Genomic DNA, 12,097 nt, shown 5'->3' with positions numbered 1-12,097 from the left:
GGGCTACCCATGGCGACCGAGTACCGCTTGACGCTGGCCGGCGACGTTCCGCTCGATGTGCTGGCCAGTGTCGTCGCTCCGGAGGGTGCCGAGGAGTCGGCGGTAGATGGCAGGCCCCGGGTGTTGAGTGCGGACCTCAGCGATCGGTGTGGTTACACGGTGAACATCCACGCCGGATCCCACGGCTACTTCGAGGCCGAAGATGGTGACGGCTCGATGTGGGAGTGGGAACCGGATCGGTACGTCACCATCGGCTTCCGGCTGGGGAAGGACGAATCCTCCGACCGGGCGACGCGGGAGATGCTCACGTCCGTGGCCCGGGTGCTGGACGAGCGGTCGGAGGACGCCGCGCTGATCCTTGACGCCGACTGGCTGCTGCTGACTCGCTTTTCGGGAACGCTGCGCCGGCACGCACTGAGCTGGTGGGGCGTTCACGGCGAGGACGATCTTCTCAGCCGGTAAGAGGCTCGGCGGCCTGCCTATTCCGCGACTGGCAAGGGCCTCGCCCTGACGCGCCCTCAGACGCAAGGACTTGGTCGGCCGGCCGCGGGCGGTACGGACCGTGCGACTAAGTCTGCAGGCCGTGCCCCAGTTGCCGCCTAGACTCGACCGGTGATGACGGGGCGCTTCGTTGACAACGGACGGCGGTTGGCCGCGTTCTCCGGTGAGTTCATCGTGCGGTGCCCACAGTGCGGCGCGGCAGGGAAGGTCCTGCGGGACTGGGACGGTGTCAGGCGGACCTGGCGGCCGGCGACAGTCGCCTGCGTGACCTGCGGTTTCTCCCGCCGGCAACACAGGCCTGCGGGCTGTGAATGCGGCCGCTGCCGACGTCAGCTCCCCACCAGTTGGGCTGGGCCGGTGGTCATCACCGTGTCACAACGGTGCAGGCAGTGCGGTCGCCGGATGCGTGCCGAGCGACGGGCGAAGGCGGCACCGCAGCACCGCTTCGTCGTCCTGCACTGCGATGGCTGCGGGGCGGCGACCAACGCAAGCTATGAGCTGCGCCCGGTCATGGTGCCGGCCGCCCTGGTGGACAACTGCTTCGGTCTACCGCTGTGGCTGCAGACCCCGTGCGTCGGTCACACGTTGTGGGCCTTCAACCCGCGCCACCTCGCTTACCTCAAGGAGTTCCTGCGGGCCGGGCTGCGAGAAAGGCACAGCACGGCGAACGCCTCAGTGGTGTCCCGACTGCCTGGCTGGCTGAAGCAGGCCAAGCATCGAGGCGAGGCCCTGGGTGCGGTCGAGCGTCTGGAACGACTGCTTCTGCGCTGAAGGCACGCGCCCTTCTGCCGACAGCGAAGAAGGCGTCCTGAGGTCTCGCCCACTGGCCATGCTGGCTCGATGGATTCGCCAGAACAGGCTCTGCTCACCAACCTCTACGCGGCCTTCAACGAGCGCGACGTCCCCACCCTGCTCGCGGCCCTGACGCCGGACGTCTCCTGGCCCAACGGTTGGGAAGGGGGTGTGCTCCACGGCCGGGAGGTGGTGGGTGCCTACTGGCGTCGACAGTGGGAGCAGCTTGATCCCACCGTCACGCCGACGGCGTTCAGTACGGAGGGCGACGGTCGTATTGCCGTGACCGTTCACCAGGTGGTACACGACAAGACCGGAGCGAAACTCGCCGACCACACCGTCACGCATGTGTACCGCTTCGACAGGGGTCTGGTGACCGAGATGGAGATCCGGGAGTGACCTAAGGAGCCGAGGAGGCATCGTGGTCGCGGAGCCCACCGGCAGCCCGGACACGATCCTCGTCTGCATCCGGGGCAACTCCGGCTCGGGTAAGAGCAGCATCGGCCGTGAGCTACGACGCCGGCACGGCCGGGGCTGCGCCCTCGTCGAGCAGGACTACCTGCGCCGCATCCTGCTGCGCGAGCGGGACAAGCCCGGCGGGGCGGCGCCCGCCTTGATCGGGCAGACCGTGCGGTTCGCGCTGGATCACGGCTACCACGTGGTCATGGAAGGCATCATGCACACCAGCCGCTACCGAGGCATGCTGACCGCGCTGCGGGACGGCCATCGCGGTCGGTCGCTGTTCTGCTACCTGGACGTGTCGCTGGCCGAGACCCTGCGCCGGCACCTCAGCCGCCCGCAGGTCAGTGAGTTCACCGCCGAGCAGATGAGCGGCTGGTACGCCGGTCACGACGTCCTGGGCTGGCCCGACGAACTCGTCCTGCCCGAGACGACCGGACTGGACGAGGCCGTCGAGGCCATCGCCGCTGCCGCCGGGCTGCCCCAGACCGGATGCGACGACGACCGGTAGAGCTGCCCGGCCGCCTTCCGGTGTCGCCGTGCGCCGCACCGCTGCCAGCTGTGGCAGCATCGACCGTGTTGAACGAAGGTGGACCGCTTAACAGGAGTGCGGATGGCGCTGGGTCCCGTACTGGTGATTGGTCTTGATCCCGAACGGATCTCGGGCTGGGATCCGGCGCCGGTGGTGGCGGCGATAGCACAGGGTCAGGCCCGTTTCGTCGAGCATGGCGTCGAAGCCGACCTGTGTCTGGTGGCACCCGACGACGACGCCGAGTCCGCTGTCGTCGAGGCATTACGACGCAAGGAGTACGCCTGTGTGGTGGTTGGCGGTGGCCTCCGCAAGCACGAGCCGTTGCTCCTGCTCTTCGAGAAGGTGGTGAACCTCGTCCGGCAGTGGGCGCCCGGCGCGGCGATCGCCTTCAACGGCAGCCCGGTGGACACCGCCGACGCCGCGCTGCGGTGGTTGCCCCGCGATGCGGGCGAGCGTCGTACCCCTTGATGTGGTGCCCCCAAAGCTCTCAGGCTTTGGCGAATCTCGTGGTGAGTCGCGGGGTCGCCTTGACCTCGTACTTCATGTGGTAGCCGGCGGCGATCACCATCGCCTCGGCGACCTTCGCCGCGTGCTCGTGGCCCTTGACGGCGGCGTTGGCGGCCAGGTCGACGGGTTGCCCGGTGGCGAGGCTGCCGGCCAGGGCGAGCAGCCGTTGATCGTCGGCGGACAGCTGCTCGACCGCCGGTAGCGCGAGCAGTGCAGCCCAGTCGCGGATGACCGCCACCTGGATGTCGTGGCCGTCGTCGTACTCGGGGATCTGCACGACCTCGATGAGTTCCGCGAAGCCGGGCTGGTCCGGCAGCTTGGTGAAGGTCAACAGGTGCACCGCCGCCTTGCGGGTGTCCGGACGGTCGATCCAGGCGCCGGCGCGGATCAGCGTACGCAGGCTGTCGGGGCTGAACTCGGAGCTGGACATGGCACGGAGCCTCCTTCGACGAGGGCCGGGGGAATCCTCGCTGTCGAGTACAGCAGACGTTGACAAGCATGGATTCCGTACGTCTGGGCGCAGCGCCGGATAGGTTTCCGCACGTCGGGTAAGCGGCGCGGATGTCTGCCCACCAGGAGTCGCAGGCCGGCGGCGAACCGACGGACCACCGGAAGTCCCGGATCGACCGCCTCCGAGCGCGGGCCCACCACGCGCTGCGCTCGCGCGCCTGGCGGATACGCCTGTTCGGCCTGCTCGCGGTGCAGGCCGGCATCGCCGCGGCGATCGCCTGGTTCGTGGCGTACCAATTCCTGGGCAATCCTTCCCCCGTCCTGGCGCCGACCACGGCGGTCGGCATCGTGGCCGCCTCGATGGGGTCACGCCTGCGGCGGACCATCGAGCTGCTGGCCGGGGTGACCCTGGGGCTCGCCGTCGGTGACACGTTGATGCCGTTCTTCGGCATCGGGCCCTGGCAGACCGGTGTGGTCGTCGTGCTGGCGATCGGGGTCGCCATCCTGCTCAAGGGAGGTGGCTCGCTGCTCACCCAGGCCGGCGGCACCGCGGTGCTGATCGCCACGCTGGAGCCGCCGCTACGCGAACTGTCCATCCCCCGCTTCGTCGACGCGGCGGTCGGTGGGCTGGTCGGTCTGGGGGTCGGTCTGCTTGTGGCGCCCATCAACCCGCAGCGGACGCTGCTGCGGCTGGCCGAGCCGGTGGTCGGGCCGGCGGCCGACATCATGCACGACCTGGCGACGGCGCTGCGCACGCGCGATCTCGGGGACGCCGAACGGAGCCTGCGCCGGTTGCGAGGGCTCGACCCCCGCCTGGCGGCTCTCGACGACGGGCTCAGCGCGGCCCAGGAGGTGACGCGGCTGGCGCCCCTGCGGTGGCGTGAGCGCGACTCCCTGGACTTCCACACCACGGCGATCCACCACCTGGAACGGAGCCTGCACGGTTGCCGGTCACTGTGCCGGCGCCTGACCACTGCCCTGAAGGACGACGAGCCGATTCCCGAGGAGTTTCCGCAGGCCATTGATCTGCTGGCCGACGCGCTGCCGACGCTGCGCCGAGCGGTCCAGGTCGGTCGGGAGCCTCGGGAGGCCCGCGACAAGATCCTGGCGGGCGTCGAGCTGGTCGGGCGTGCGCAGGGGTTTGTAGGGGACCCGACCCGCCCGCACATCCATCGTCTCGGCTATTCCGGGCTGGTCGCGGTGGGGGAGTACCGGGCGGCCGCCCACGACCTGCTCATCACCAGCGGATTGGAGACCGAGATGGCGGCGGCGCTGGTGCGGCAGGCAGTGGACCAGCACTGACAGGATCGAGCGGCGGAAACGGGGACGGCGACCTCAGACCGTGCGATGTGCGGCGAGCATGTCGAGGTAGTGCGGGTTGGTCATGACGCCCAGCACGTTGCCGAAGGGGTCCACCACGGCCGCCGTCACGAAACCCGTGTCTCCGCGGGGTGTGATCGGCTGGTACTCCGTGGCACCCAGCGCCAGGAGCCGGTCCACGGTGGCGCGGAGGTCGTCGACGTGCCAGTGCATGACCGCGCCCCCGGGCCCGCTCGCCGCGCCGGGGGGCGCGTAGCGGCGGTCGATGATGCCCAGTTCCGCCTGGTAGTCGCCGAGGCGGAACTCGGTGTAGGCGGGACGCCCGTCGGGGCCGGGCCGCGAGAAGTACGCCGCCTGGCCCAGGAATCGGGCGTACCAGTCGGTGGCGGCTGCCACGTCGTCGGCCCAGATGTTCAAGGTGGCGAATCCGCGCAGGCTCATCAGTTGTCCCTCCGTCGATGTCGTCCAGCGCGCACGCTATCGGCGGCCACCGACACCCTCGCCCCGGGCTCGGGGCCGGCGTTCGTGTAGCGCGCGGTTTCCGGGGTAGTCGCCGTCAGCCTGACGAGGGGGGTCGGTGTGCAGACACGATATCCGGGGGTCGAGGAGCACGGCCTGATCGGTGACCTGCAGACCGCCGCGCTGATCAGCAAGCACGGGACGATCGACTGGTTCTGCGCGCCGCGCTTCGACTCACCGAGCGTCTTCGCCGCCCTGCTCGACCGCGACAAGGGCGGGCACTTCCAGCTCTCGCCCGACGGTATCGAGTATTCGAGCAAACAGCTCTACCTTCCTGGCACGCCGATCCTGATCACCCGCTTCCACAGCGCCGAAGGCGTGGGCGAGGTGTTGGACTTCATGCCCGTCACGGGCGAAGAGGCCACCGACCGGCACCGAATGGTGCGGATGGTCCGCATGGTCCGGGGGACCATGCCCTTCCGCTTCGACTGCCGGCCGCGGTTCAACTACGGGCGAGATCCGTACGAGTTGGAGGTCCATCCGGAAGGGGACGTCTTTCGCAGCTCTACCCTTTCGCTCACCCTGACCCCGTTCAAGGACTCGGAACGGCTCGTCGACCGGAGGCTGGTCCAGCGCGACGAACAGGGCGTCTGCTTCCGCAACGTGCTGCACGAGGGCGACATCGGTGGGGTCGTGCTGGAGACGGCCTGCCCCCACGCGCCCCGGGCCCTCACCACGAAGGAGGCCTGCGAACTGCTCGCCGAAACCCGGGACCACTGGCGTCGGTGGGCCCTGCGAACCTCGTACACCGGTCGCTGGCGGGAGATGGTCGAGCGGTCGGCCATGACGCTCAAACTCATGACGTACGCCCCGACGGGCGCCCTGGTCGCCGCGCCGACGATGGGGTTGCCGGAGCAGATCGGCGGGCCGCGGAACTGGGACTACCGCTACACCTGGATCCGCGATGCCTCGTTCTCGGTGCACGCGCTGCTCAGCGTCGGTTTCACCGAGGAGGCCGAGAAGTATCTGGCCTGGCTCGAGGCGCGCATCCGGGACGCCCACGACGGTGACGTGCCGCTGCAGATCATGTACCGCATCGACGGCTCGCCGGACCTTTCCGAGGAGGTGTTGCCGCACCTGGAGGGGTACCGTCGCTCGGCGCCGGTGCGGATCGGCAACGGCGCGGCGGGCCAGCTGCAACTGGACATCTACGGCGAGGCGCTGAACTCGCTGCATCTCGCCGACCAGAGCGGGCTGATGACGTCGTACGAGGGGTGGCGCAAGACCGCCGGCCTGATGGACTGGCTCTGCGACCACTGGGACCAGCCCGAGGACGGCATCTGGGAGACCCGGTCCGGCCGGCAGGACTTCACCTACGGGCGGATGATGTGCTGGCTCGCGTTCGACCGTGCCATCCGCATCGCGCACGCCCGGGGGCGTCCCGCGAGCATCACCCGGTGGGCGGACCAACGCAACGCCGTCTACGAGCAGGTCATAGCTCGGGGATTCCATCCGGGACGGCAGGCCTTCGTGCAGCACTACCGCACCGACATCACCGACGCCTCACTGCTCGCGATGCCCGGGGTCGGTTTCATCGCACCGAACGATCCGATGTGGCTGTCGACGTTGCGGGCGATAGACAACGAGTTGGTGTCGGACAGTCTCGTCTACCGCTATGACCCGGAAGCCTCGCCCGACGGGCTCGCCGGCTCCGAGGGAACCTTCAGCATGTGCACCTTCTGGTACGTGCAGGCCCTCGCCCAGTCGGGCCGGCTCGACGACGCCCGGCTGACGTTCGAGAAGATGCTGACCTACAGCACGCCGTTGGGGCTCTACTCGGAGGAGATCGCCCCCACCGGCGAGCAGATCGGCAACTTCCCGCAGGCGTTCAGTCACCTCTCGCTGATCAGCACGGCCCACCACCTCAACGCGCTGCTCGACCGAGAGCCGTGACACGGGTGCTCAGAAGAGGGTCAGCGGCTCGACGGGTATCGGGTCCGGCAGCGGGTCGAGGCCCGGCACCTGGGCGCGTACCTCGTCGTGGAACCGGCGGGCGAGCCCGGGCGCGTCGGCGTTGTCCGGCGTGTGGACGAACATGGTGGGGGAGCGTCCCTCGCGCAGCCAGCCGGCGGTGACCTCGACCCAACGCTGCCAGCCCTCGACGGTGCGGGTGTCGTCGTCGCGGCCCAGGTAACGCACGATCGGGCGGTCGGTCAGCGCGACGGACCGCAGCGGCACCCGCGGCTTCTTCATCCAGGCGTCGCGCTCGGCGTCACTCGTCGGCGGGCGGCTGAAGAACGCGGTGGTGTCGAAGGGGATCCACTCGGCCGACGCCGTGGTCAGGGTCTCCTCGAGCAGCCGGGTCGCGCGGGGCTCGGTGAAGAACGCGGGATGGCGGACCTCCACGGCGTACCGGTGGGAGCCCGGGAGTTGGGCGAGGAATCGGCCGAGCGTGGGTACGTCGGCCGGCGCGAACGACCCCGGCAGTTGGATCCAGAGGGCGTGGACGCGCGGGCCGAGCGGTTCGATCGCGTCCAGGAAGGCGCGCAACGGCTCGCCGGCGTCGGTGAGCCGCCGTTCGTGCGTCACCACCTTGGGCAGCTTGAGGACGAACCGGAACTCGGGATTCGTCTGCGCCGCCCACGACGCCACCGTGTCGCGGGCCGGCGTCGCGTAGAACGTGGTGTTGCCCTCCACGGCATCGCACCAGCTGGCGTAGTGCCGCAGGCGCTCCCCGGACGGCAGCGAGTGACCCGGCCACGACCGGTGGCTCCACATCGCGCAGCCCACGTGCAGACGCATGCCCGCCTCTCCTCCCGCGTTGACGCCGCGCCCACGGTATCCGCTTGCGCGAGCGGGCTCTCGTCAACCACGGGTTGACGAGATGCATGCGTCAACCTATGGTTGACGCATGACCGAACCTTTCCAGATGAGCAACCCCGTCAAGCTCGACGACCTGATCCAGGCGATCAAGAAGGCGCACACCGACGCGCTCGACCAGCTCACCGACGCGGTGATCGCCGCCGACCATCTTGGTGAGGTCGCCGACCATCTGATCGGGCACTTCGTCGACCAGGCCCGTCGCTCGGGCGCCTCCTGGACCGACATCGGTCGCAGCATGGGGGTCAGCAAGCAGGCCGCCCAGAAGCGCTTCGTGGCGAAGGGTTCCACCGACGCGGCGGCGCTCGACCCCAACGCCGGCTTCGGCCGGTTCACCCCGCGGGCCCGCAACGTGGTGATGGCCTCGCAGGAGGAGGCCCGCGCCGCCGGGAACTCCGAGATCGGCCCCGCGCACCTGGTGCTCGGGCTGCTGGCGGAGCCGGAGGGGTTGGCCGCCCGGGTGCTGGTCGGTCGGGGCGCCACCCCCGAGGCGGTGCGGGCCGCCGTCGGTGCCGTTCTTCCGCCGCGGGTCGACCAGGTCCCGGACCTCATCCCGTACGACGCGCGTGGCAAGAAGGCGTTGGAGCTGACCTTCCGGGAGGCGCTGCGCCTCGGGCACAACTACATCGGCACCGAGCACATCCTGCTCGCCCTGCTGGAGCAGGAGGACGGTGCCGGCGTGCTCACCGACCTCGGTCTGGAGAAGGCGGCGGTCGAGGCCGACCTGTCCGCCGCCCTCGCCGCCGCCGTCGCGCAGAAGTAGGGACCGGGGTCAGGGCGCCTCGGGGAAGCCGTAGCGCAGGGCGTGCTCCGGATCGGTGGGGTCGATCTGGCGTACGCCCGCGTCCGCGAGCCGCTTGTTGACCTCGTCGAGCTGCTCGCGGACGAGTCGGGCCTCCTCCTCGGTGACCCGGCCCCGGTGCGGCTTGCCGGCGTGCTCCAGCGTGCCGTAGTCGATCTTCTCGGCGCTCTTGCGGGCCTTGGGCGGGCGGACCCGCTCGGCCGTCTTCAACAACTGCGCCATCGGGACGTCGGTGGCCATCGCGTCGAACTCGCTCGCGGTGAGGACGACCCGCCGAGGCTCACCCCCGCCGTGCCGGTCGTGGATCTCGACCACCGCCACGTCGAGCGCGGCGTCGTCGATGTCCTCCACCTCGCCCGGGGTGGCGTCGAGCTGCACGGGCCCGGCGACCAGGTCCGGGTGCTCCAGGACGACGACACGAACCACCTCGTCGTCCTGCTGCAGAACGGTGCCGGTGAAGTCGGAGACGTGAATCGTCTTCTTGCCCATGCGCGGAGCTTCTCCTGTCGTAGGCCGGGTTGCCGGACCTCGAAGAAATTACCCGACAGGTGTGCGAAAGCCGTCGCTGGTCCGCCCGCGGTGTGTCGTCCCCGACCCCTGCCGCGCTCGGGTGCCGGGTCGGCGTTCAGTGCCGGTCGAGGCCGTGCCGGCTGGAGCCGGCCGGCAGCTCGTTCAGTCTCGCCCAGGGCAGCCCGCCCGCCGCTCGGACCACCCGGTAGCGCGCCTGCGTCGGGGCGTCCGTGGCGGCCTCCGCCGCTCGCCAGAGTCGCCCGGGGTGCTGGTGGAAGCGGTCGTTCGGCTGAATCGGCATGCCCCATACCGTCGCAGAGAAAGGTGTCCAGATATGGAAATACCTATGACGGTCGATATGGCGAGCCGAATCCCAGATCTCGGGCGGCGTCCCACGCTGGCGCGATGGCCCGCCCGGTCGGGCGGTCCAGGCGTACGGTGATCACGACGGCTGGGGTGACGGGGAGGTGCGCATGCTCGACCGGCGGTTGCACCTGCACCTCGCCTCCTGGCTCGGTCAGTGGCCGGCCGCCTCGGGGCTGCACGTGGTCGCCTCGCATCGGCGGGCCCGGCCGGCCTGGGACGGCCGACTGCGACCGGCCCTCGCCGTGGACACCGGCCGGAGCGCGGTGCTCTCCGTCGCGCCGGACCGGGTCACCGCGGTCCGGGCACTGATCGAGCGCACGCCGCAGCGGATGCTCGCGACGCTGCCGGAGGTCGTCGGCCACCCCACCTTCTGCGTGCACGACGGTCCGTTTCGCTGGACCAGCGCCCCCGCGCCCCTGCCCGACGTAGGGGAGTGGATCGCGCCGACCACGCCCGGACTGCCGCCCTGGCTGCGGCTCTTCGACCGGCCGGTGCTCGTGGTGCGCGATGCCGACGGCGGCTACCTGGCCGGCGCCGCCATCAAGCGCCACGACGCGTACGGGCACGAGTTGGCCGTCGGCACCGTGCCGGCGGCCCGTGGTCGCGGTCTCGCGCGTCGGCTGGTGGCGCAGGCGGCGCGGCGGGTCCTGGACGAGGGCGCGGTGCCGACGTACCTGCACGAGAAGGAGAACCACGCCTCGGCCCGGGTCGCGGAGGCGGCGGGCTTTCCGGACCGGGGTTGGCGGGCGTACGGGGTGTATCCGCGCTGACCGGGGCGCCCGCCCGGGCTCAGTGCGCGGACCGTGGATCCCGGGCCGGATCCACGGTCCGCAACCTGCCCCCAGGTCCCGGTCTCGCGAGATCGGCCGCGTCGCTGGGCGGGCCGATCCGATATCGATCACGCTACGTATCGAAACTGCAAGCTGCAAGATGCGAGGTGTCGAGTCGGAGTGTCGAATTGTGGACTTGACCTGGGACAAAGCGCGGTGGCGCTGGTGCTCCGATCAGTGACTCAGGGTCAACCCGTCAGGCCAAGCGCCTCAGCCGCCGCCCGGCCGTTGGCGTGGCTCGCGCCGTACGTGGTGACGAACGCCCGTGCGCCGGACGGTCGCCACGTTCCCGGCCAGCCCATCTCCACGACGGTCACCGGGTGCGCGGCGGCCAGCGCGTCGATCAGTTCCGGGCCGCCGGGCAACCGATGCAGATGCCGCCCGACCAGCACGATCGGCCGATCCCCGGCCACCTCGCGCAGGGCCGCCTGATCGGTCTCGGTGGCGACCACCCGGATCTCGCGTCCACCGTCGAGGTGCGGGCCGAGGCCCCACGGCACCCGGCCCTCGGCCATCGTGGACTCGGTGTGCAACTGCACCACCAGCGGCTGGTCCAGGCCGGTGAGCAGCCCCTCGACCCGTACCGCCCGGCGGGCCACCGCGTACCCCAGATCGGGGTCGGGGGTGGCCGACGACCGGCCGGCGGCCCGGGTCCAGGCGGCGAGCGCGGCGGCGCGGCCGGCCGCCTCCTCCACCCGGGCGAGCGGCAGCCGACCGTCGGCGGTCGCCTCGACGATCTCGGCGGCCACCCGCTCGACCAGGGCGGCGTCGACCTGTGCGCCGATGCAGAGCAGGTCGGCGCCGGCCGACAGCGCCCGCACGGCGGCCGGCCCCACGCCCCCGGCGGCCACCGCCGCGCCCTTCATCTCCAGGGCGTCGGTGATCACGGTGCCGGTGAAGCCGTACTCGTCGCGCAGCAGGTCGACCAGGACAGCCCGGCTGAAGGTGGCCGGGCCGTCGCCGGTCAGCTCCGGCACCCGGATGTGCGCGGTCATCACGGCCTGCGTGCCGGCCGCCACGACCGCGGCGAACGGCGGCAGGTCGCGCTGGCGGAGCACGTCCAGCGGTACGTCCACCGTGGGCAGCTCGTGGTGGGAGTCGGTGACCGTCGCGCCGTGACCGGGGAAGTGCTTGGCGCAGGCGGCGACCCCGGCGGCCTGGAGGCCGCTGACGGCAGCGGCCGAGTGCGTGGCGACCCGCAGCGGGTCGGCGCCGAACGAGCGGGTGCCGATCACCGGGTTGTCGTCGGCGGTGTTCACGTCGACCGTGGGGGCCAGGTTGACGGTGACGCCCAGCGCGGCCAGTTCGGCGCCGATCGACTGGTAGACCCGGCGGGTGAGCGCCACGTCGCCGACCGCCCCGAGGGCGGCGTTGCCGGGGTACGGGCTGCCGGTGGCGTGCGCCAGCCGGGTCACGTCGCCACCCTCCTCGTCGATGGCGATCAGCACGTCCGACCGGCCGGCGCGCAGCGCCGCCGTGCTCGCCGCCACCTGCGCGGGGTCGTGCACGTTCGTGCCGAACAGGGTGTGCCCGGCCAGCCCGTCGGCCACCAGGTCGACCGCCCACCCCGGCGGGACCGCTCCCGGGTACGCGGCGAGCAACGTGCCCAGCGCGAGCCGGCGCAGTCCTGGATCGAGCCCCACGAGATCTCCCCCTTCACTCCCCGTGGGTACGAACGTGTACCCGCGG

At 70.9% G+C, this 12,097-nt stretch carries 15 protein-coding genes; 9 read left to right on the top strand and 6 right to left on the bottom strand.

The window, feature by feature from the left end:
* The first annotated feature begins 9 nt into the window (after positions 1 to 9).
* The 5 genes from AC3EN4_RS03980 to AC3EN4_RS03960 all read left to right on the top strand — a co-directional run bounded on the left by AC3EN4_RS03980 (position 10) and on the right by AC3EN4_RS03960 (position 2,752).
* Positions 10 to 462, top strand: a complete 453-nt coding sequence (locus AC3EN4_RS03980; RefSeq protein WP_435204555.1) for a SitI3 family protein — start codon at positions 10 to 12, stop codon at positions 460 to 462.
* A gap of 441 nt (positions 463 to 903) precedes the next feature.
* Positions 904 to 1,272: a hypothetical protein gene (locus AC3EN4_RS03975; RefSeq protein WP_435204554.1), complete on the top strand. Its 369-nt coding sequence runs from the start codon at positions 904 to 906 to the stop codon at positions 1,270 to 1,272.
* A 69-nt stretch (positions 1,273 to 1,341) separates the two neighbouring features.
* On the top strand, positions 1,342 to 1,692 hold the full coding sequence (locus AC3EN4_RS03970; protein WP_435204553.1) for a nuclear transport factor 2 family protein: 351 nt from the start codon (positions 1,342 to 1,344) through the stop codon (positions 1,690 to 1,692).
* Between the two features lie 22 nt (positions 1,693 to 1,714).
* Entirely contained in the window at positions 1,715 to 2,263 is a 549-nt protein-coding gene (locus AC3EN4_RS03965; RefSeq protein WP_435204552.1) for a kinase, read from the top strand.
* 102 nt (positions 2,264 to 2,365) lie between these two features.
* The gene (locus tag AC3EN4_RS03960; RefSeq protein ID WP_435204551.1) at positions 2,366 to 2,752 is read left to right on the top strand and encodes a hypothetical protein; all 387 of its coding nucleotides are present in this window, start codon (positions 2,366 to 2,368) and stop codon (positions 2,750 to 2,752) included.
* 19 nt (positions 2,753 to 2,771) lie between these two features.
* Here AC3EN4_RS03960 and AC3EN4_RS03955 read toward each other — a convergent pair whose 3' ends face one another.
* On the bottom strand, positions 2,772 to 3,221 hold the full coding sequence (locus tag AC3EN4_RS03955) for a hypothetical protein (RefSeq protein ID WP_435204550.1): 450 nt from the start codon (positions 3,219 to 3,221) through the stop codon (positions 2,772 to 2,774).
* 131 nt (positions 3,222 to 3,352) lie between these two features.
* Here AC3EN4_RS03955 and AC3EN4_RS03950 point away from each other — a divergent pair, with 131 nt between their 5' ends.
* Positions 3,353 to 4,543, top strand: coding sequence for an FUSC family protein (locus AC3EN4_RS03950; RefSeq protein ID WP_435204549.1), 1,191 nt, complete (start codon positions 3,353 to 3,355; stop codon positions 4,541 to 4,543).
* 33 nt (positions 4,544 to 4,576) lie between these two features.
* Here AC3EN4_RS03950 and AC3EN4_RS03945 read toward each other — a convergent pair whose 3' ends face one another.
* A complete protein-coding gene (locus AC3EN4_RS03945; protein ID WP_435204548.1) occupies positions 4,577 to 5,002 on the bottom strand; it encodes a VOC family protein in 426 nt (141 codons plus the stop codon).
* Between the two features lie 138 nt (positions 5,003 to 5,140).
* Between AC3EN4_RS03945 and AC3EN4_RS03940 the strand changes: the two genes are divergently transcribed.
* Complete coding sequence (locus AC3EN4_RS03940; RefSeq protein WP_435204547.1) at positions 5,141 to 6,973, top strand: glycoside hydrolase family 15 protein; 1,833 nt, start codon at positions 5,141 to 5,143, stop codon at positions 6,971 to 6,973.
* A 9-nt stretch (positions 6,974 to 6,982) separates the two neighbouring features.
* Here the strand turns inward: AC3EN4_RS03940 and AC3EN4_RS03935 are convergent, their stop codons facing one another.
* Positions 6,983 to 7,822 carry a DUF72 domain-containing protein gene (locus AC3EN4_RS03935; protein ID WP_488179803.1) on the bottom strand — a complete coding sequence of 280 codons (840 nt, stop codon included), beginning with the start codon at positions 7,820 to 7,822 and terminating at the stop codon, positions 6,983 to 6,985.
* Between the two features lie 109 nt (positions 7,823 to 7,931).
* Here AC3EN4_RS03935 and AC3EN4_RS03930 point away from each other — a divergent pair, with 109 nt between their 5' ends.
* Entirely contained in the window at positions 7,932 to 8,663 is a 732-nt protein-coding gene (locus AC3EN4_RS03930; protein WP_435204546.1) for a Clp protease N-terminal domain-containing protein, read from the top strand.
* A gap of 9 nt (positions 8,664 to 8,672) precedes the next feature.
* Here the strand turns inward: AC3EN4_RS03930 and AC3EN4_RS03925 are convergent, their stop codons facing one another.
* Both AC3EN4_RS03925 and AC3EN4_RS03920 read right to left on the bottom strand, forming a co-directional pair.
* A complete protein-coding gene (locus AC3EN4_RS03925) occupies positions 8,673 to 9,191 on the bottom strand; it encodes a hypothetical protein (RefSeq protein WP_422738654.1) in 519 nt (172 codons plus the stop codon).
* Positions 9,192 to 9,327: 136 nt separating this feature from the next.
* Positions 9,328 to 9,513 carry a DNA repair protein gene (locus tag AC3EN4_RS03920; protein ID WP_435204545.1) on the bottom strand — a complete coding sequence of 62 codons (186 nt, stop codon included), beginning with the start codon at positions 9,511 to 9,513 and terminating at the stop codon, positions 9,328 to 9,330.
* 172 nt (positions 9,514 to 9,685) lie between these two features.
* Between AC3EN4_RS03920 and AC3EN4_RS03915 the strand changes: the two genes are divergently transcribed.
* Complete coding sequence (locus AC3EN4_RS03915; RefSeq protein WP_435204544.1) at positions 9,686 to 10,348, top strand: GNAT family N-acetyltransferase; 663 nt, start codon at positions 9,686 to 9,688, stop codon at positions 10,346 to 10,348.
* 248 nt (positions 10,349 to 10,596) lie between these two features.
* Here AC3EN4_RS03915 and AC3EN4_RS03910 read toward each other — a convergent pair whose 3' ends face one another.
* Positions 10,597 to 12,051 (bottom strand): glycoside hydrolase family 3 protein, encoded by a 1,455-nt coding sequence (locus tag AC3EN4_RS03910; protein ID WP_435204543.1) that lies wholly within the window; start codon positions 12,049 to 12,051, stop codon positions 10,597 to 10,599.
* Between the last annotated feature and the right edge of the window lie 46 nt (positions 12,052 to 12,097).

It is taken from the genome of Micromonospora sp. bgisy143 (genome assembly GCF_057708145.1).
Note: the sequence above shows the minus strand (reverse complement) of the source record. Positions and strands in the feature narration are given on the sequence as shown.

Bases quoted from the DNA above. Each gene is read 5' to 3' on its own strand.
- AC3EN4_RS03925 (WP_422738654.1), bottom strand. From the start codon at position 9,191: ATGGGCAAGAAGACGATTCACGTCTCCGACTTCACCGGCACCGTTCTG.
- AC3EN4_RS03930 (WP_435204546.1), top strand. From the start codon at position 7,932: ATGACCGAACCTTTCCAGATGAGCAACCCCGTCAAGCTCGACGACCTG.
- AC3EN4_RS03980 (WP_435204555.1), top strand. From the start codon at position 10: ATGGCGACCGAGTACCGCTTGACGCTGGCCGGCGACGTTCCGCTCGAT.
- AC3EN4_RS03955 (WP_435204550.1), bottom strand. From the start codon at position 3,221: ATGTCCAGCTCCGAGTTCAGCCCCGACAGCCTGCGTACGCTGATCCGC.
- AC3EN4_RS03975 (WP_435204554.1), top strand. From the start codon at position 904: ATGCGTGCCGAGCGACGGGCGAAGGCGGCACCGCAGCACCGCTTCGTC.
- AC3EN4_RS03915 (WP_435204544.1), top strand. From the start codon at position 9,686: ATGCTCGACCGGCGGTTGCACCTGCACCTCGCCTCCTGGCTCGGTCAG.
- AC3EN4_RS03950 (WP_435204549.1), top strand. From the start codon at position 3,353: ATGTCTGCCCACCAGGAGTCGCAGGCCGGCGGCGAACCGACGGACCAC.
- AC3EN4_RS03935 (WP_488179803.1), bottom strand. From the start codon at position 7,822: ATGCGTCTGCACGTGGGCTGCGCGATGTGGAGCCACCGGTCGTGGCCG.
- AC3EN4_RS03960 (WP_435204551.1), top strand. From the start codon at position 2,366: ATGGCGCTGGGTCCCGTACTGGTGATTGGTCTTGATCCCGAACGGATC.
- AC3EN4_RS03920 (WP_435204545.1), bottom strand. From the start codon at position 9,513: ATGCCGATTCAGCCGAACGACCGCTTCCACCAGCACCCCGGGCGACTC.
- AC3EN4_RS03970 (WP_435204553.1), top strand. From the start codon at position 1,342: ATGGATTCGCCAGAACAGGCTCTGCTCACCAACCTCTACGCGGCCTTC.
- AC3EN4_RS03945 (WP_435204548.1), bottom strand. From the start codon at position 5,002: ATGAGCCTGCGCGGATTCGCCACCTTGAACATCTGGGCCGACGACGTG.